The organism is Marinobacter sp. KMM 10035, from assembly GCF_046537445.1.
In the GTDB taxonomy this organism is placed as follows: Bacteria; Pseudomonadota; Gammaproteobacteria; order Pseudomonadales; family Oleiphilaceae; genus Marinobacter; species Marinobacter sediminicola.
Genome location: NZ_JBBVMG010000004.1, coordinates 65697 through 83717, shown reverse-complemented (window position 1 = coordinate 83717; position 18021 = coordinate 65697). Strand labels below are relative to the sequence as shown.

General features: G+C 54.0%; 14 protein-coding genes. 8 read left to right on the top strand and 6 right to left on the bottom strand.

Translation table 11 applies throughout. The annotated features are described in order from the left end of the window. Positions 1-55 precede the first annotated feature (55 nt). The 3 genes from AADB16_RS17320 (at position 56) to AADB16_RS17310 (ending at position 4272) form a co-directional block, all read left to right on the top strand. The gene (locus AADB16_RS17320) at positions 56-586 is read left to right on the top strand and encodes an RNA pyrophosphohydrolase (protein WP_298453252.1); all 531 of its coding nucleotides are present in this window, start codon (positions 56-58) and stop codon (positions 584-586) included. Positions 587-601: 15 nt separating this feature from the next. Beyond that, complete coding sequence (ptsP, locus tag AADB16_RS17315) at positions 602-2908, top strand: phosphoenolpyruvate--protein phosphotransferase (protein ID WP_309045781.1); 2307 nt, start codon at positions 602-604, stop codon at positions 2906-2908. Between the two features lie 119 nt (positions 2909-3027). Further along, positions 3028-4272 carry a patatin-like phospholipase family protein gene (locus tag AADB16_RS17310; RefSeq protein ID WP_410805089.1) on the top strand — a complete coding sequence of 415 codons (1245 nt, stop codon included), beginning with the start codon at positions 3028-3030 and terminating at the stop codon, positions 4270-4272. A gap of 50 nt (positions 4273-4322) precedes the next feature. Here the strand turns inward: AADB16_RS17310 and hslU are convergent, their stop codons facing one another. The 5 genes from hslU to AADB16_RS17285 all read right to left on the bottom strand — a co-directional run bounded on the left by hslU (position 4323) and on the right by AADB16_RS17285 (position 11051). Further along, the gene (hslU, locus tag AADB16_RS17305) at positions 4323-5654 is read right to left on the bottom strand and encodes an HslU--HslV peptidase ATPase subunit (protein WP_309045779.1); all 1332 of its coding nucleotides are present in this window, start codon (positions 5652-5654) and stop codon (positions 4323-4325) included. A 2-nt stretch (positions 5655-5656) separates the two neighbouring features. Continuing rightward, on the bottom strand, positions 5657-6226 hold the full coding sequence (hslV, locus tag AADB16_RS17300; RefSeq protein WP_309045778.1) for an ATP-dependent protease subunit HslV: 570 nt from the start codon (positions 6224-6226) through the stop codon (positions 5657-5659). Between the two features lie 209 nt (positions 6227-6435). Then, positions 6436-6927: an SPOR domain-containing protein gene (locus AADB16_RS17295; RefSeq protein WP_227715399.1), complete on the bottom strand. Its 492-nt coding sequence runs from the start codon at positions 6925-6927 to the stop codon at positions 6436-6438. Between the two features lie 150 nt (positions 6928-7077). Further along, positions 7078-8763 carry an arginine--tRNA ligase gene (gene argS / locus AADB16_RS17290; protein ID WP_410805086.1) on the bottom strand — a complete coding sequence of 562 codons (1686 nt, stop codon included), beginning with the start codon at positions 8761-8763 and terminating at the stop codon, positions 7078-7080. Positions 8764-8876: 113 nt separating this feature from the next. Further along, the gene (locus AADB16_RS17285) at positions 8877-11051 is read right to left on the bottom strand and encodes a primosomal protein N' (RefSeq protein ID WP_410805084.1); all 2175 of its coding nucleotides are present in this window, start codon (positions 11049-11051) and stop codon (positions 8877-8879) included. A 215-nt stretch (positions 11052-11266) separates the two neighbouring features. On the opposite strand from AADB16_RS17285, the gene rpmE reads away from it, so the two are divergent. Together rpmE and AADB16_RS17275 are read left to right on the top strand one after the other, a co-directional pair. Beyond that, a complete protein-coding gene (gene rpmE, locus AADB16_RS17280; RefSeq protein WP_298453228.1) occupies positions 11267-11491 on the top strand; it encodes a 50S ribosomal protein L31 in 225 nt (74 codons plus the stop codon). Positions 11492-11720: 229 nt separating this feature from the next. Next, positions 11721-12986, top strand: coding sequence for a malic enzyme-like NAD(P)-binding protein (locus AADB16_RS17275; protein ID WP_298453225.1), 1266 nt, complete (start codon positions 11721-11723; stop codon positions 12984-12986). Between the two features lie 84 nt (positions 12987-13070). Here the strand turns inward: AADB16_RS17275 and AADB16_RS17270 are convergent, their stop codons facing one another. Then, entirely contained in the window at positions 13071-15587 is a 2517-nt protein-coding gene (locus AADB16_RS17270) for a penicillin-binding protein 1A (protein WP_410805081.1), read from the bottom strand. Between the two features lie 195 nt (positions 15588-15782). Here AADB16_RS17270 and AADB16_RS17265 point away from each other — a divergent pair, with 195 nt between their 5' ends. Genes AADB16_RS17265 through AADB16_RS17255 form a run of 3 tightly spaced genes read left to right on the top strand, consistent with a single transcriptional unit; the run spans position 15783 to position 18021 of the window. Next, positions 15783-16847, top strand: coding sequence for a pilus assembly protein PilM (locus AADB16_RS17265; RefSeq protein ID WP_309045774.1), 1065 nt, complete (start codon positions 15783-15785; stop codon positions 16845-16847). After that, a complete protein-coding gene (locus AADB16_RS17260; RefSeq protein WP_410805079.1) occupies positions 16847-17410 on the top strand; it encodes a PilN domain-containing protein in 564 nt (187 codons plus the stop codon). The genes AADB16_RS17265 and AADB16_RS17260 overlap by 1 nt, the downstream gene beginning before the upstream one ends. Next, positions 17410-18021, top strand: a complete 612-nt coding sequence (locus AADB16_RS17255; protein WP_410805077.1) for a type 4a pilus biogenesis protein PilO — start codon at positions 17410-17412, stop codon at positions 18019-18021. Before AADB16_RS17260 ends, AADB16_RS17255 begins: the two co-directional genes overlap by 1 nt.

Sequence of the window (18021 nt, the reverse complement as noted above, 5' to 3'; positions counted from 1 at the left end):
AATCCGGCCGGTACATATCTAACCGGCCTGCCGACTTTATAAAGAGGACTGTACCGTGATCGATTCAGACGGTTTCAGACCCAATGTCGGAATCATTCTGGCCAACCACCGGGGAGAGGTTCTCTGGGCGAGGCGAATAGGGCAAGACTCCTGGCAGTTTCCTCAAGGCGGAATTAATCACGAAGAATCGCCGGAAGATGCACTGTATCGGGAGCTCGGAGAGGAGGTTGGCCTGGGTGCCAGTGATGTCGAAATCATCAGTTGCACCCGGGGCTGGCTGAGGTACCGCCTTCCCCGAAGGATGGTGCGGCACAACTCGCACCCCGTCTGCGTGGGTCAAAAACAGAAATGGTTCCTGCTGAGGATGTTATCACCCGATGCACAAGTGCGCGTTGATGGTACTGATTCACCGGAATTTGATGGCTGGCAGTGGGTAAGCTACTGGTATCCGTTGGGTCAGGTGGTGTCCTTCAAGCGTGAAGTGTACCGACGTGCGCTGAGAGAACTTGCGCCAAGACTGTTCTACAACATGGAGCAGTGGCACCGGAGCGAGCACAACCGGCGTTTAAAGGAACAGGCGAAATGACGGACTGACACACCCATGCTGAGCATTCTGCGAAGTCTTGTACAAGAGGTAAACAGCGCCCGGGATCTCTCGGAAGCGCTGGGTATTATCGTGTCACGGGTGCAGAAAGCCATGAACACGGAAGTCTGTTCTGTCTACTTGCTGGATCCGGTGTCCAATCGTTACATTCTGATGGCCACCGAGGGCCTGTATCTGAAAGCCGTGGGCAAAGTGAGCCTTGCGCACTCAGAGGGTCTGGTGGGTCTTGTCGGCTCCCGGGAAGAGCCAATCAACTTGGAAGATGCACCTTCCCACCCCCGTTATCGATATTTCCCTGAAACTGGCGAGGAGCGCTTTCGTTCGTTTCTGGGTGTTCCCATTATTCACCATCGCCGAGTACTTGGTGTTCTCGTTGTTCAGCAGCGCGAGAGTTCCCGGTGCTTCGATGAAGGTGAAGAAGCATTCCTGGTCACGGTTTCCGCTCAGCTTGCAGGTGTTATAGCCCACAGTGAGGCGACTGGCGCCATCAGCGGCCTTTCGCTAACCGGGGAAGAGACCCGTGACGTCAGCTTCAACGGTGTGCCGGGCGCGCCCGGGGTGGCTATTGGTCATGGTGTGGTGGTCTACCCGGCAGCCGATCTGGACGTGGTTCCCGATAAGCCAGCAGAAGATATTGACCAAGAACTGGAGCTATTCCGGTCGGCAGTTCGATCGGTGTGTGAAGACATTGGTCAGGTTGCCAAGCGGCTCACCTCACGGCTTCGTCCGGAAGAGTTGGCATTGTTTGATGTGTATCTCCGCATGCTGGGTGATGAGGCATTGCCCGGAGAAGTCAATAATCGTATCCGGGAAGGAAACTGGGCTCAAGGGGCCCTCAAACAGGTGGTTCAGCACTACGTTCGTCATTTTGAAATGATGGACGACCACTATCTTCAAGAAAGGGCAGTCGATGTCCGCGACCTTGGCCGCCGCCTGCTTTCCTATCTGCAAGAGGGTGATCAAAAGGACCTGATTTACCCAGAGCGCACGGTTCTGGTCAGTGAAGAGTTGACACCTGCCATGCTGGGAGAGGTGCCCCGGGACCAGTTGGTGGGCCTTGTTTCAGTCAAAGGCTCCAGCAACTCCCATGTGGCCATTCTTGCCCGAGCGATGGGTGTCCCCACGGTTATGGGGTTGGTGGATATCCCGGTGAATCAGCTCGACGGCCGTGAGTTGATTGTTGATGGCTTTGAGGGGCAGATTTTCGCTTCCCCTTCGTCAGATCTCAGGGCGTTTTTTCAAACCATCTGCGAAGAAGAGGCCGAACTCGACCGCGGGCTGGAAGCACTTCGCGACAAGCCCTGCATAACCACTGATGGCCATCGGGTGCCGCTGCTGGTGAATACGGGTTTGATGACAGATGTCGTTCGCTCCCTGTCACACGGAGCCGAGGGCATAGGGCTCTATCGCACCGAAGTGCCCTTCATGATTAAAGATCGCTTTCCATCGGAGCAGGAGCAGCGGCACTATTATCGGGAGCAGTTGGAGGCCTTTGCACCCAACCCGGTAACCATGCGCACTCTGGATATCGGTGGTGACAAGGCGCTGACCTACTTCCCGATCGAGGAAGAGAACCCGTTCCTGGGTTGGCGGGGTATTCGGGTGACTCTGGATCACCCGGAAATATTTTTGGTTCAAGTGCGGGCCATGCTAAAAGCAAGCGAAGGCCTGAATAATCTACAAATCATGCTGCCGATGATCAGCAATATCTCTGAGGTAGAAGAATCCCTGCACCTGATTTACCGGGTATACCATGAGGTGCGAGAGGAAGGTTTTGACATCCACATGCCCAAGGTGGGTGTAATGGTTGAAATACCCGCCGCGGTATACCAGGTTCGTGAGCTTGCAGATCGTGTGGATTTCCTGTCTGTGGGCTCAAATGATCTGACCCAGTACCTGCTGGCAGTTGATCGCAATAACCCTCGCGTTGCCCAGCTCTACCATTCGTATCATCCTGCAGTTTTACAGGCCCTGGTGCGGATTGCTCAGGATGCCCATGCGGTCGGCAAACCAGTGGGAATCTGCGGCGAGCTGGCGGGGGATCCCGGTGGTGCATTGCTGCTGATGGCCATGGGTTACGACTCTCTCTCCATGAACGCCGCTAGCCTGCCAAAGGTTAAGTCCGTGATTCGCAGCGTGAGTCGGGAGTGGGCGGTAAAGCTTTTGAAGGACGTCTTGTTGCTGGATTCGCCTCACGTGATCAAGAGTTGTGTGGATCTTGCGCTGCGCGATGCCGGCTTTGGCCGTTACCTCCGGCCAGGAATATCTTCGAGCGCCGCTCTGGTGGAACAGGTCGCCTCCTGAAATTTGTCATATCGGGCAGTCGCTCAAATATAGGGTGCGTGCTCTAAATCGGGTTGTTACCTTGTAGATCAGGCAGGCCAGAATGCAAATCTGGCTATTCATCCAGAGAAGGAAAGGCCATGAAGAAGCCAACCGAACTGAAACCAGCACCACGCATCGGGCTCGCACTGGGCGGGGGTGGTCCTTTAGGCGGCATATACGAGATTGGCGCACTCCGGGCGCTGGATGAAGCCTTGGATGGTTTGGATTTCAATAACCTTGATGTGTATGTCGGTGTTAACTCGGGCTCATTCGTAGCTGCCAATCTGGCGAACCAGATGACCACGGCGCAATTGTGTCGAATTTTTGTGCGCAATGAAGCTGAAGTTCACCCTTTTCACCCCGATGTGTTCTTCAGGCCAGCACTGAAGGAGATGGCGGGGCGGGTGCTGGCTGTGCCCGGACTGGTCGCCACAGCCGTGCGCCGTTTTATTGCCAACCCCTACGATCAGAGTTTGCTCGAAGCCCTCACCATACTGTCTCAGGCGGCTCCTGCCGGGCTTTTCGATAACGAAGGCCTCCATGATTATCTAAAGCGTGCGTTTTCCATGTTGGGCCGTTCTAACGACTTTCGGCAGCTAAAGCGTAGCCTATACATTGTTGCGGCAGACGTGGAAAGCAGCGACGCCGTGTGCTTTGGCGCTCCCGGGTTTGACCATGTGCCTATCTCCAGAGCTATACAGGCGAGCATGGCATCTCCGGGGCTGTATGTGCCCGTTGATATTGATGGCCGGTATTATGTGGATGGAACGCTGCGCAAAGGCTTGCACGCATCGGTCGCGTTTGAAGATGGTGCAGATCTGGTTTTTGCAGTGAACCCCTTGGTGCCCATTGATGCCAGTGCAGCGGTACGGGCGGGCACTATGGCGCCCGGAGAATTGACTCGTTCGGGGATGCCAAACCTGTTGTCTCAGATGTTCCGGACCATGGTGTATTCCCGCATGCAGTCAGGCATTGCTCACTATGCGACGGACTATCCAGATAAGGATATCCTGCTGTTTGAGCCGACTCGGGATGACGCCAAGTTATTTTTCTCTAACGTGTTCAGCTTTCAATCGCGCCGAATGGTGTGTGAACACGCTTATCAGATGACCCGTCAGGATTTACGGAATCGCGCTGATGAATTGGAGCCGAAGTTGGCAAAATACGGTATCAAGCTGCGCCGGGATCGTCTGGAAGATGAGCAGCGCACCATTAGTACCAGCCTTTATGGCGAAATGCTGCCGCTTTATGTGGCCAAGAGCAGAAAGAAGAAGGCAGCGGGAAAGAGCAAGCTGGCGACAGGGCTGGGAACAGTCACCCACCTGTTTTCAAAAGCAGAATAGGAGTGCGGGCCAGGCGCGCAGAGCACGCCTGGCTCAACGATGGTTTCAAATCAGAGAATATAACGACTCAGATCTTCGTCTTCCGACAGTTCTCCAAGCTTCTCATTCACGTAATCTGCAGTTACTTCAAACGCTTCGGTTACCCCATCACCAGCATCAAACGACAGGCTTTCCAGTAGCCTTTCCAAAACCGTGTGTAAGCGCCTAGCACCGATGTTTTCGGTTGTCTCATTTACTTTCCATGCGATCTCGGCGATGCGCGCAATTGCGTCTTCACTGAACGTCAGCTTGACGCCTTCGGTATTCATCAGAGCTTCATACTGCTGAACCAGAGAGGCATCCGGCTCTGTAAGAATGCGCTTGAAATCGTCCGGGGTTAGAGCTTGCAACTCCACACGTATTGGCAGGCGGCCCTGTAATTCCGGAATCAGGTCTGACGGCTTGGACAGGTGAAAGGCGCCGGAAGCGATAAACAGAATATGATCTGTGCGAACTGAACCGTATTTTGTGCTCACGGTACTGCCCTCAATCAGCGGCAAGAGATCCCTCTGAACGCCTTCCCGAGATACATCTGACGAGCTGTTCTCCGCCCGCTTGGCCACCTTGTCAATTTCATCGAGAAACACAATGCCGTTCTGCTCAACGGCGATGATGGCTTTCTGTTTGATCGACTCCTCATTGACCAGCTTGCCGGCTTCCTCGTCCTTCACCCGTTTCAGGGCATCTGCCACCTTCATCTTCCGGGGCTTGGATTTATCAGCAGCCATGTTGGAAAACATGCTCTGCAGCTGGTTGGTCATCTCTTCCATGCCGGGAGGTGCCATGATCTCTACGCCGGCGCTTGAATTACGAAGGTTGATCTCGATTTCTTTATCGTCGAGTTCGCCTTCCCTCAGCTTTTTCCGGAACATCTGGCGTGTGGAGGAGTCTTCTGAGGTCTTTTGGCTGTCTTCGCCAAAGCTTCTTGCCGGCGGGAGCAGGGCGTCCAGAATTCTGTCTTCAGCTGCGTCCAGAGCCTGCTCTTCGTGACGCTTCATTTCCTGAACCCGCAGCATCTTCACGGCCATATCTGCCAGATCGCGGATAATGGATTCCACATCGCGTCCAACGTAGCCTACTTCGGTAAATTTGGTGGCTTCAACTTTCAGGAAAGGTGCATCTGCCAATTTCGCCAGACGGCGGGCAATCTCAGTTTTGCCCACGCCGGTGGGGCCGATCATCAGGATGTTCTTGGGCGTGACTTCATCCCGAAGCGTGCTGTCCAGCTGCATCCGGCGCCAGCGGTTTCTCAGGGCGATCGCCACAGCCCGCTTGGCCTCTTGCTGACCCACGATGTGTTTATTGAGCTCGTGAACAATTTCACGGGGAGTCATTGCAGACATGTTTACTCCGGATCAGTCGTTTTGGAGGGTTCTGGTTTGGTAACTGCGTCTTTGGGGAGCAATTCAATGGTGCGATTGTGGTTGGTATAGATGCAGATATCTGCAGCTATTTCCAAGCCTTTCTCCACAATCTCGTGGGCAGAAAGCTCGGTGTTTTCAAGCAGAGCCCGTGCGGAAGCTTGAGCAAACGGGCCGCCGGAGCCGATGGCAATCAACCCGTGCTCTGGCTCTATCACGTCACCATTACCTGTGATGATCAGGGAAGCTGTTTTATCCGCCACAGCCAAAAGCGCTTCCAGCTTGCGTAAGGCTCTGTCTGACCGCCAGTCTTTGGCAAGTTCAACGGCGGCTCTTGTGAGATTGCCGTTATGCTTTTCAAGCTGCGCCTCAAAGCGCTCAAACAGAGTAAACGCATCTGCGGTGCCGCCAGCAAAACCCGCGATAACCTGCCCGTTATAGAGGCGGCGTACCTTGCGGGCATTACCCTTCATCATGGTATTTCCCAGAGAAACCTGGCCGTCGCCACCCATGGCAACTTCGTCATCGCGTCTGACGGAAAGTATGGTAGTCATTCGGGCTCCAATTGCCTGATTAAAAATCGGTATTGGGCAGTTATGGAGGCAGGATGGAAGAATTCAAGTAGTTTGGAGTAGGAGTCTGCAGGGTGCGGCTTTTCAAAACACGCTGTGAATACCTCCCTGTACGCTCGGCTCCGCCATCCATGGCTCCGCACGGTTTTGAAAAGCCGCACCCTGCAGACTCCCGTAGCTATCGGGTAACCTCAACCTTGCTTGGGAACCTTCCGAATAAGCGGCTGAATGTTAATCGAAACAAGCTTGTCGATGGCTGAGCTCATCTGACTGCGGGTATTAAAGGGCCCGACATTCACTCTATACCAAACGGAGCCGCTATCGAGTTCTATGCGCTGCACGCCGGCTCTGAGCCCCTGAAAGGCAATCTGTGCGCGCTGACGCTCAGCATCTTCCTTGCTGCGGAAAGAACCGGACTGCACCAGGTAGTCAAAGTCCTGCTTGGTTGGGCCCGGAGTGTACTCCTCCACCTTTGGCGGAATAACCTCAGATTCCGGCAGCATCTCATAAAACCGGAAACCTGGTTTTTTCTCCTCCGGTTTGGCGGTTTTCGTTGCCGGAGTTTGTACTGACTCTTTGGCAGTGGGCGGCTGCTGCGGCCCGCTGCTTGGTGGCACAGAATTGAGGTAGACAATAAACCCGATAAAGCCACCAACCGTTGCCAGTGAAAAAATCCACTTCAAGGATAAACCTCCTCGCTGAGAGCGCGCAGGCGCAGCTGGCTTTGCGCGTTTTTTCTGGGCGCTAGCAGGCTTGGCAGGCTTTTTCCTGTTGGGGGCTGCAGAAGCACCTGAGCGATTTTTACGAGCATAGTCTCGGGACATTGTTGTTACTTACATCTCTTCCGGTGCGCTAACGCCCAGCAGGTCCAGCCCATTGGCAATTACCTGGCGTACGGCGAGGTAGAGGCTGATGCGGGCATCTCGTAGTGCTGTATCTTCTATCAGCACCTTGTGGGCGTTGTAATAAGTGTGAAACTGGCCGGCCAGCTCCCTCAGATAATGGGTGAGGGTGTGTGGTTCACGCTGTAAGGCAGAGCTGGCAATCAGCTCCGGATATTTCGCCAGCTGGTTTGCTATCTCTTTTTCTTCATCCAGCGTCAGTAAAGACAGATCGCCCACACACTCATTCAGTCCACGCGCAACGCCTTCGGCAGCCAGCTTCCGTAACACGCTGCATATGCGTGCGTGGGCATACTGAATGTAGTACACCGGGTTTTCATTGGTCTGGGAGCGGGCCAGATCGATATCGAAGGTCAACTGGGAGTCAACGCGCCGAGCTGCAAGGAAAAAACGGGTGGCGTCGCGGCCGACTTCGTCTATCAAATCGCGAATGGTGACGTAGCTGCCTGCGCGCTTGGAAATTTTCACTTCCTGTCCGGAACGGGTAACCATCACCATCTGGTGCAGAACGTAATCCGGCCAGCCCTTGGGAATGCCTGCGTTCAAAGCCTGCAAGCCAGCACGAACGCGAGTTACCGTAGAGTGGTGGTCGGCCCCCTGTTCGTTGATGACCGTGGTAAAGCCACGCTGCCATTTGTCCAGGTGGTAGGCGACATCTGGCAGGAAATAGGTGTAGCCGCCATCTTTCTTGCGCATAACCCGGTCTTTGTCGTCACCGAACTCTGTGGTTTTGAGCCACATGGCGCCGCCGTCTTCATAGGTGTAGCCGTTTTCCTGTAAGCGTTTAACGGTAGCTTCCACTTTTCCATCGTCGTACAGGGACGATTCCAGGAAGTACACATCAAACTCGACGCCAAAGGCTTTCAGGTCGAGATCCTGCTCCCGGCGCAGATAGGCCACTGCAAACTCCTGAATGGCAGCCAGGTCATCAGGGTTGGCGCTGGCAGTCACCTCCCGGTCATCTGCCGTAACCGTATCGCCGGCCAGATAGGCTTTTGCGACATCAGCAATGTAGTCGCCACGATAGCCGTCTTCCGGCCAGCTTTCGTCTTCGGGTGTCAGCCCCTTGACGCGCGCCTGTACGGACAGGCCAAGGTTGTTGATTTGGGCGCCGGCATCGTTGTAGTAAAACTCGCGGGTAACTTCATAACCGTTGGCTTCCAGGAGGCGGCAAAGGCAGTCGCCAATGGCTGCGCCCCGGCCGTGGCCTACGTGGAGTGGACCTGTGGGGTTGGCAGATACAAATTCCACCTGAACTTTTTCGCCTTTACCGCTGGTGTTGCGACCAAACTGCTCAGCCTCATCCAGAATGGTATTTACGATTTCAAATGCACTTGCGGTGCTCATGAAAAAGTTAATAAACCCCGGGCCTGCAATTTCCACCTTCGCCACTGCGCTGCTTTCGGGCAGCTTCTCAATCAGCATTTCGGCCAGCTTGCGCGGTGCGCAGCCTGCTGTTTTGGCCGCAACCAATGCGATGTTGCAGGCGTAGTCACCGTGGGATTTATCCTTGGTGTTGCCCACTTGTGGCGTATAGGTCTGGTCAGCTGGCAGCGTGCCTTCAGATTGAAGAGCGGCCAGTGCGGACTGGAGCAGATCAGAAACGGTCTCTTTCATGCTGTGAGATAGCTCAGTTTACTGGAAAGTTGGGTTGGGGCAGAGCGCCCAGTGATAATTGAAGAGGGACATTATCGCGGAAAGTCCGGCCGCAAGCAAAAGCCCTGTGGTGATTAGCCCGTTTCTTGCGGGTCCACGTCAATCATCCATTTCGAACCCTTTTGAAATCTCTGCTGTTCAAGCGTCTGGCAAACACTTGTCAGTAGTTTATTGAGGCGTCGCCGGTTGTCAGTGTTAAGCACAAGTTGCGCCCGGTGTCGGTCGGCTCGCCGAGCAATCAGAGCGGGCAGGGGGCCCCAAACTTCGATACCGGGTTTGTTTGCGAGCGGTTTAATACAGTCGAGGATCTGCAAGCTTTGCTCCATGGTGTCCGCTTCGGCTCGGAAGATGGCCATAGCTCGAAACGGTGGGAACTGGCCGGTTTCGCGCTCTTCAAGAAGCTGGTCTGCCATTTCGAGATAATGGCCATTGCAGAGCGTTCTGAGTAGCGGGTGATCGCTGTGGCAAGTTTGCACTATCACTTTACCGATTTTCGTTCCGCGGCCAGCCCTTCCGCTGACTTGGAGCAAGGTTTGAATCAGTTGCTCCGGGGCCCTGAAGTCGACGCTGAATAGGCCTCCGTCTGCATTGATGACAACAACCAGAGTCACATTGGGGAAATCGTGCCCCTTTGCAAGCATCTGTGTCCCAACAAGGATGCAGGGCTCACCGGTGTTCACCTGTTCGAGTATCGTCTGGATACTGCCTTTGCGCTGCGTGCTGTCGCGATCTACGCGCACTATGGGTGTGGTGGGAAAGCTGTTCGCGAGAACGTCTTCGGTTTGTTCTGTGCCCTGGCCAACGGGCTTGAAGGCGTCACTTTTGCATTTTGGGCAGGTTTCGGTTGCTGCTGTCTGAAAGTCACAATGGTGGCAGCGCATAGCGCGGTCACGGCGATGGTAGGTGAGGCGCGTGTCGCAGCGTGGGCATTCGACCATGTGGCCGCAGTCGAAACACATCATCACCGGCGCAAAACCGCGACGGTTTACGAACACGAGTGCCTGGTTTCCGCTTTCCAGTGTTTTCTGAAGTGCTTGCAGGACAGGGCGGGAGAGGCCGCCTTCCAGGGGTCGGCTGCGGATGTCCAGGAGGCTAATCGAGGGCGGTAGCGCCTCTCCGGCACGCTCTTCCAGCTTTATAAGTCTGTACTTGCCCGCCAAGGCGTTGTGATAAGACTCCAGAGATGGTGTCGCGGAGCCAAGGATTATCGGGCAGCGATTCAGGTGCGCACGATACACAGCAACATCCCTGCCGGAATAACGAAACCCTTCGCCTTGCTTGTATGAGCTGTCGTGCTCCTCATCAACAATCAGTGTTTTCAGCGCGGTGAATGGGAGTAGCACCGCCGATCTGGTGCCAATGAGGATGATGGGCTCACCATTGCGAATTTTGAGCCAGGCATTCAAACGCTCGGTGTCGTTCAGGGCTGAGTGCCACACCGTTATGCGCTCGCCAAAATAGCGTTTGAAGCGGGCAACGGTTTGGGGGGTCAGGTTGATTTCCGGAACCAGCACCAGCGCCTGATCCTCAGCGGTAAGATTCTGTTTCAGGTAGTGCAGGTAAATCTCGGTTTTGCCACTGCCTGTGATGCCATATAAAAGGGAGGCGCTGAAGCCTTCATCGGGTGGCGGCAGCTGGGAGGCGGCAACCAACTGTGCGGGGGAAAGCATTGGGGCTGCAATGGACTCATTGTATTGCTGGCTTTGGGGGCTTGCGCTCTTCGGCGCTGCAACTCGAACCAGTTCTTTTTCAAGCAGAGACTTTAGTTGCGGTCGAGTGAAGCCCGCTTTTAAGATCTCGTTGTTTTTAACGCCCTGCTCGTGTTGGGCAATCCACTCCAGCAGGGCTTTCTGTTTGTGGGCTTTTACTGGGAGGACGGCGCTGCTGCCGCAGGCTTGCCACCTGTCTTCAGTTTTTTGTATGGCCGGCCGGCCCCGGCGCAGTGCTGGTGGGAGGGCAGTGAACAAACATTCCCCCAGCGGGTGCTGGTAGTAGTCGCTGGCCCAGCTTAGCAATTGGAAGGTTTCGTTGGGCAGGGCAGGCCAATTTTCCAGTGCATTTAGCACCGGCTTCAGAATGATACCCTCTGGTGGTTCAATGTCTGTTTCCACAATCAGGCCGATTGCCTGCTGGCGCCCGAAAGGAATCTTTACACGTTGGCCCGACTCCAAAGCCATTCCCTCTGGCACAAGGTAGTCAAAGAGCCTTCTTAGTGGCCGATTCAGCGCAATGCGGGCTGTTGATGGCACCGGGTAATCCTTTAATGGTTTATGCGTATGAGGCAGGGTTCATGCACCTGCAAGGCTTGCCTGCCAGGATAATTGCAAGTAAGATTCGCGGTCTGTTTGCGGCAGGGCATGATTGTGCCCCGTCTTCTCCATTGATTCAAACATGCGGTGCCTGGCACTTGGGCTTTAACGAACGCCCCGTGATCAGGTAGCGGCATGACCCACAGAGGTTCGCCATGAAAGAAGGTATTCACCCCAAGTATGAAGACATCACCGCAACATGTTCTTGCGGAAATGTGATCAAGACTCGTTCTACTATTGGTCATGATCTGCAGCTGGATGTTTGTTCCCAGTGTCACCCATTCTACACTGGCAAACAGAAGGTTATGGATACCGGCGGCCGTATCGACAAGTTCCAGAAGCGTTTTGGTGGTCGTATCGCCGGAAAGAAAGAAGACTGATTCGGTTGTAGAGTCGAAAAAAGCGCCTGAGGGCGCTTTTTTTTATGGGAAGTGCAAAATAACCGCTTAGTGTTTGATTATACGCAATTCGCCGTATTGACTGTTCATAGTTTGTTCGCTTTGCCCTTGTCGTTTCCGGGCGGGCGCGCCATAATGTCGCGCTCCTTCAGGTAGGCGCTTGCCGCCTGAAGGCTTATTACCTTTTAACGTGACAAACGGAACAGTGGCAATGTCTCAAGATCTGAAAGAAGCAGCCCTTGAATATCACGCCAAGCCGCGGCCTGGAAAGATTAGTGTAGAAATCTCCAAGCCGACAGCGACCGCTCGCGACCTCGCTTTGGCATATAGCCCAGGCGTTGCAGAGCCGGTTCGCGAGATTGCGAAGGACCCGGAGAACGCATACAAGTACACGGCCAAGGGTAACCTTGTCGCCGTTATCTCCGATGGTACTGCGATCCTCGGTCTGGGTAACCTGGGCCCGCTGGCGAGCAAGCCGGTAATGGAAGGCAAAGGCGTACTGTTCAAGCGCTTTGCGGGAATTGACGTGTTCGATATCGAAGTCAATTCTGAAAGTCCTCAGGCGTTCATTGAAACCGTTGAGCGTATTGCTGACACCTTCGGTGGCATTAACCTTGAAGATATCAAGGCGCCGGAGTGTTTCGAAATTGAGCGCGCACTGATTGAAAAGTGCAACGTGCCTATCTTCCACGATGACCAGCACGGTACAGCGATTGTTACTGCAGCTGGCATGATCAACGCCCTTGAATTGCAGGGCAAGAAAATTGAAGAAGCGAAAGTGGTTTGCCTGGGTGCCGGTGCTGCTGCAATCGCGTGCATGAAGTTGTTGATCAGCTGCGGTATCAGCTCTGATAACATCTACATGCTCGACCGCAAGGGTGTGATCCACTCTGGTCGCGATGATCTTAACCAGTACAAGGCGATGTTTGCCAACGACACCGATAAGCGTACGCTGGACGAAGCAATTGATGGGGCCGACGTGTTCCTGGGTCTATCTGGCCCGGACCTGCTGAGCGCTGACCAGCTCAAGAAAATGGCGCCCAACCCGGTTGTGTTTGCATGCTCGAACCCGGATCCTGAAATCGATCCTGCGGTAGCGCACTCTGTCCGTGATGATCTGATCATGGCGACGGGCCGTTCAGACTACCCGAACCAGGTTAACAATGTTCTTGGCTTTCCGTTCATTTTCCGTGGTGCGCTCGACGTTCGTGCGAGTTGCATTAACGAAGAGATGAAAGTGGCTGCGGTCAATGCGATCCGCGAGCTGGCGAAAGAGCCTGTGCCGCAGGAAATCTGTGAAGCCTACGGTGCGGACAGCTTTGAGTTTGGTAAAGAGTACATCATTCCCAAGCCCATGGATGTTCGGTTGCTGGAAGTTGTTCCGGCTGCCGTGGCCCGTGCAGCAGTGGATTCCGGAGTTGCTGGTAAAGGCTACCCCGCGCACTATCCGCTGAAGAGCATGGATGACATCATCTGATTGATGACGTTGTGAGCTTATAAAAATAACCGGCGGTGATCCCGCCGGTTTTTTTGTGGGTGTCTGTTTTGTGGTGTGGGTTGCTCAGAAGATCTGGCGCGAAAGGTCGTCCCCGTTGCCATGGGTGCCTCCGGGTCTCACATCTTCTTCGGTTAGAGGTGCAGGTGCATCCTCTTCCTTGAAGATCTCAAAGCTGCCGTCCTCGCCCGGTCTCGCGCGCTTTCCGGTCTCGGGGTTGATTCGAATGTTCACAATGCCGTTAGGTCGCGGCATGAAGGCCGAAGGCGCGCCATCAAGCGCTACCTTCATGTAATCTATCCAGATGGGCAGGGCTGTGCTCGCACCAAACTCCCGGCGGCCCAATGGGGCGGGTTGGTCAAATCCTACCCATACCGTAGTAGCAAGGTTGTGGTTGAAGCCTGCAAACCAAGTGTCTCGCTGTTCGTTTGTTGTGCCAGTCTTGCCTGCAATGTCATCCCGTCCGAGGGCCAATGCCCGGCGCCCGGTTCCCCGCTTGACTACGTCCCGGAGCATAGAGTGCAATATATACACGGAGCGCTCATCTGCTAAGCGACGCATAACACGCGTCTTCGGAGCGGTTTCTTCTGTCATGGTCAGCGTGCTTACGGGTGTGTCTTCTGTGACGGTGTCGGGTTTCGGGTCGTCAGTGCCACAGTTGCGGTCGCACAGAACGACTTCAGGGGCCCGGTATATGTCCTTGTCATTCACATCAGTGATGCTCTGGATGAGAAATGGCTCTACGTCGTAACCCCCGTTGGCGATAACCGCGAGGCCTCTGGCTAGCTCCATGGGTGAGAGTTGTCCGCTGCCCAGTGATAGCGACAGGTCTTTGGGCATGCTGTCGGTCGGAACCTTGAGTTGGTCGAGGTAGTCCAGCATTTGAGGAATGCCGAGATCCCTTAGGAGTCGAATAGAGACAAGATTTCGTGAGCGGTAAAGGGCTTCGCGAAGAGGGGTTGGTCCATAAAACTGCCCTGATGAATTCTGTGGGCGCCAAGCGGATTCCAGTTCTGAGTCATCAAAAACAATCGGAGCGTCATTGTAAATAGTCGCAGGGGTTCTGCCGCTCTCCAGAGCGCTAAGGTACAGGAATGGCTTGAACGTGGAGCCTGGTTGGCGCCTCGCTTGTATCGCGCGGTTGTACTTGCTTTGTCCGAAGCTGTAGCCGCCTGCGAGAGCTTGGATGGCGCCAGTTTTGGCCTCAAGAGAGATTAGCGCACCTTCGACTTTCGGAACTTGCATAAGTGACACTCGGACTGGCTGAGTGAGCCCCGAATCCTGAGCTGCTGCTTGCTCGGTCACTTCGGGTGGGACTGATACTTTGGGCAGTTCGTTTACCCGAACGTATACAACGTCGCCCACGCTCACAACATCTGAGGGTTTCTCGGGCTTTGGGCCAGTCAGGTTTTCAGTTTTATAGCGGCTGGCCCATTGCATGGTCTCGAACGGCATAGTAGCTGGGCCAAACCGGCGCACGTGGGCCTGGACTTCGCCTTTGTCGTCATCGATTTCCGTAATAACCGCAGGCATCAGCGATTCTATTCTGGGGTAGTTCAGCATTGCGGTGGTAAGGTCGCCCCCTGCAAGGGTTTCGGCGTCAAGTCTGCCGATGGGGCCTCTGAACCCGTGTCGACGATCGTAGGCTTCAAGCCCGCGTCTGAGGGCGTCTGTTGCTGTCTGCTGTTCTTTGCTATCTACCGTCAGTGTTACGGAGTATCCGTCTGTATAAGCCTCTTCTCCGAAGCGCCGGACCATCTCTGCTCGCGCCATTTCGGCAACGTAGTCGGCGTCCACTTCGGTTTCGGTGGCGTTGTAAGTTGCAGTGAGTGGTGCCTGAATGGCCAGGTCGTAGGCTGTTGGGCTGATGTAAGCCAGGTCTTTCATTCGGCCCAGGATCCAGTCCCTGCGCTGCATCGCTCGCTGCGGGTTGGCAAGTGGGTTGTACGCTGAGGGGGCTTTGGGTAGTCCTGCCAGCATGGCCATTTGGGCAAGCGACAGCTCGTTGACAGGCTTGTTGTAATAAACGCGCGCCGCAGCGGCAATACCGTAAGCCCGGTTGCCGAGGTAGATCTTGTTCAGGTATAGCTCAAGAATCCGATCTTTATCGAGTTCACGTTCTATTTGAACAGCCAGAAGTATCTCGTTGAACTTGCGAATAAATGTCCGGTCGCGTGACAAAAAGTAATTTTTTGCAACCTGCATGGTGATGGTGCTGCCGCCAGATTGGATTGAGCCGGTAGAGACCAGTTCGATGGCAGCCCGCGCCAGTCCTTTGATGTCGACCCCGAAGTGCTCATAAAAACGCGAGTCTTCAGCTGCCAAAAAGGCTTGTAACTGAATTGTTGGGATCTGTTCGATTGTGATCGGTGCCCTTCTCTTTTCACCGAATTCTGCTATTAATCTGTTGTCTTTGCTATATACGCGCAATGGCGTCTGGAGTTTTATGTCCAGAAGCTGTTCAACGGGTGGAAGGCCTGGGCGGAGATAGAGATAAAAGCCTGAGCCTACGATAACGGCAACACTCAGTCCGGTGAGAAATAACCAGGCGAAAAGGCGAGAAGTACGCAACAAATGAGACATTTTTTTCTGACAACTGTTGGATATAGGTCTATCATTTGAGAAATTGCTTTAGGAAGGATGAGTCGCTTCACCGTCGCAAATGTTCCCAGCTGAACGAGAGTGGGCATTGTAAACGGAACAATGAAGAAATTCTCTTAAATAAAAAACACATAACACATGTAACCGGGTGCAACTAGCCAGGTATAGGGTGAGCGCGTGTTCGGATTGTTCGGAAAGAAATCCAGTGCAGTATTGGGCGTTGATGTGAGCTCCAGCTCCGTCAAGCTCATAGAGTTGTCTAAGCAGGGCGACCGTTACAAGGTCGAGAGCTACGCCGTTGAGCCGCTGCCGGCTAACGCGGTCGTGGAAAAAAATATCACGGATGTTGAGGCGGTTGGTGAGGTTCTCAAACGGGTAGCCTCAAAATCGCGCACCAGCGTCAAGCAGGTTGCTGTGGCTGTATCCGGCTCGGCGGTCATTACCAAGCTCATCCAGATGGATGGTGGCCTCAACGAATTTGAGATGGAAGATCAGATCGCCCTTGAGGCTGATCAGTATATTCCATACCCACTTGACGAGGTTGCGATTGATTTCGAAGTGCAGGGTCCCTCGGAAACGAACCCGGACCAGGTGGATGTGCTCTTGGCGGCCTGCCGTAAAGAGAACGTGGATATTCGCCAGGATGCACTTGAGATTGCCTCACTCAACACGAAAATTGTGGATGTCGAGGCCTACGCACTGGAGCGTGCATACGGTTTGATTGAAGCTCAGCTCGACTCCCAGGGCGAAGATCTGGTGGTGGCTATCGTTGATGTTGGTGCCACCATGACAACCTTGAGCGTTCTCGCTGAAGGCAAAACTGTCTATACGCGCGAGCAGATTTTCGGCGGCAAGCAGCTGACTGAAGAGATTCAGCGTCGATATGGACTTTCTGTTGAGGAGGCCGGGCTTGCCAAGAAGCAGGGTGGGCTGCCTGACGATTACGAATCCGAAGTGCTAACCCCGTTCCGGGAGGCGGTGGTTCAGCAGGTTGCGCGAGCCCTCCAGTTCTTCTTCGGTGCCAGTCAGTACAATGCGGTGGACTATGTGGTTCTTGCTGGTGGTACTGCTTCGATTCAGGGGCTGACCGAAATGGTGGAAGAGAAAACAGGTACGCCGACACTGGTCGCGAATCCCTTTGCGGAGATGGCGGTCGGTTCACGGGTTAACGCATCTGCTCTGAGCAACGACGCTCCCTCGCTGATGATTGCGTGTGGTCTGGCAATGAGGAGCTTCGACTAATGGCAAGAATTAACCTCAGGCCTTGGCGCGAAGAGCTCCGGGCAGAGAAACAGAAGCAGTTTGTTGTGATGGTTGTGGGGGCTGCTATTATTGCTGCCGGTCTCACGTTCCTATGGAGTTCCGATCTTGATAGCGGAATTGCGTACCAGCAATCACGTAACGCTTACATAGAGTCAGCTGCCAAGAAACTTGATGTTCAGATTCAGGAGATTGACAGCCTAAAGCGTAAGCGTAATGAGCTTTTGGCGCGCATGAAGGTGATACAGGATTTGCAAGGCAAGCGCCCTGTCATCGTGCGTGTCTTTGATGAGCTAGTTCGTACCTTACCTGATGGTCTTTTTTATACCGACGTGAATAGGGCGGGTGATCAAGTCAGCATTGTAGGGATGGCTGAATCTAACAGTCGTGTTTCCGCACTTATGCGCCAGTTTGATGAGTCTGAGTGGTTTACCAGTCCGAATCTATCTAACGTCTCGGCAGCAGATGGTTCACGAGCGGGTTACAGCCAATTTACTATGACTGTAAAGCAGCAGACACCCCAGCCGGAAGGGGAGGGTAAATAATGAGCCTCTCAGACTCACTTAAAAGCTTGAATGAATTTGATATTAACGATCTTGATATAAATAATGCGGGCATTTGGCCTGCGCCTATCAAGGCTATCGTAGTTCTGATCGTTTTTGGCCTGATTATGGGCGGCGGCTATTGGTTTTTTGTAAAGGATCAGTACGTGCAGCTCGACCAGGTTGAGAAAACCGAACAGGAATTGCGTAAAAAATATGAAGAGAAGGCTTATCAGGTAGCAAACCTGGAAGTGTTCAAAGCGCAAATGGTTGAGATGGAAGAAACATTTGGCGCCTTGGTGCGGCAGCTTCCAAGCGAAACAGAAGTGCCCGGCCTTTTGGAGGATATTACCAACACGGCATTGGGTAGCGGCTTGGCGCTGCAAGAAGTAAAGCTTCAGCCCGAGCAGAGGCGCGACTTCTATTCAGAGCTGCCAATCAATATCCGTGTTTCAGGCTCATATCACGAGCTTGCATCGTTTGTAAGTAGTGTGGCCAGTCTTCCCAGGATTGTGACACTGCACGATTTAACCATTAAACCAACTGGCGGAGACGGTGAGCGACTTGATATGCAAGTAGTTGCTCGCACATACCGCTACCGGGCTGGAGAATAA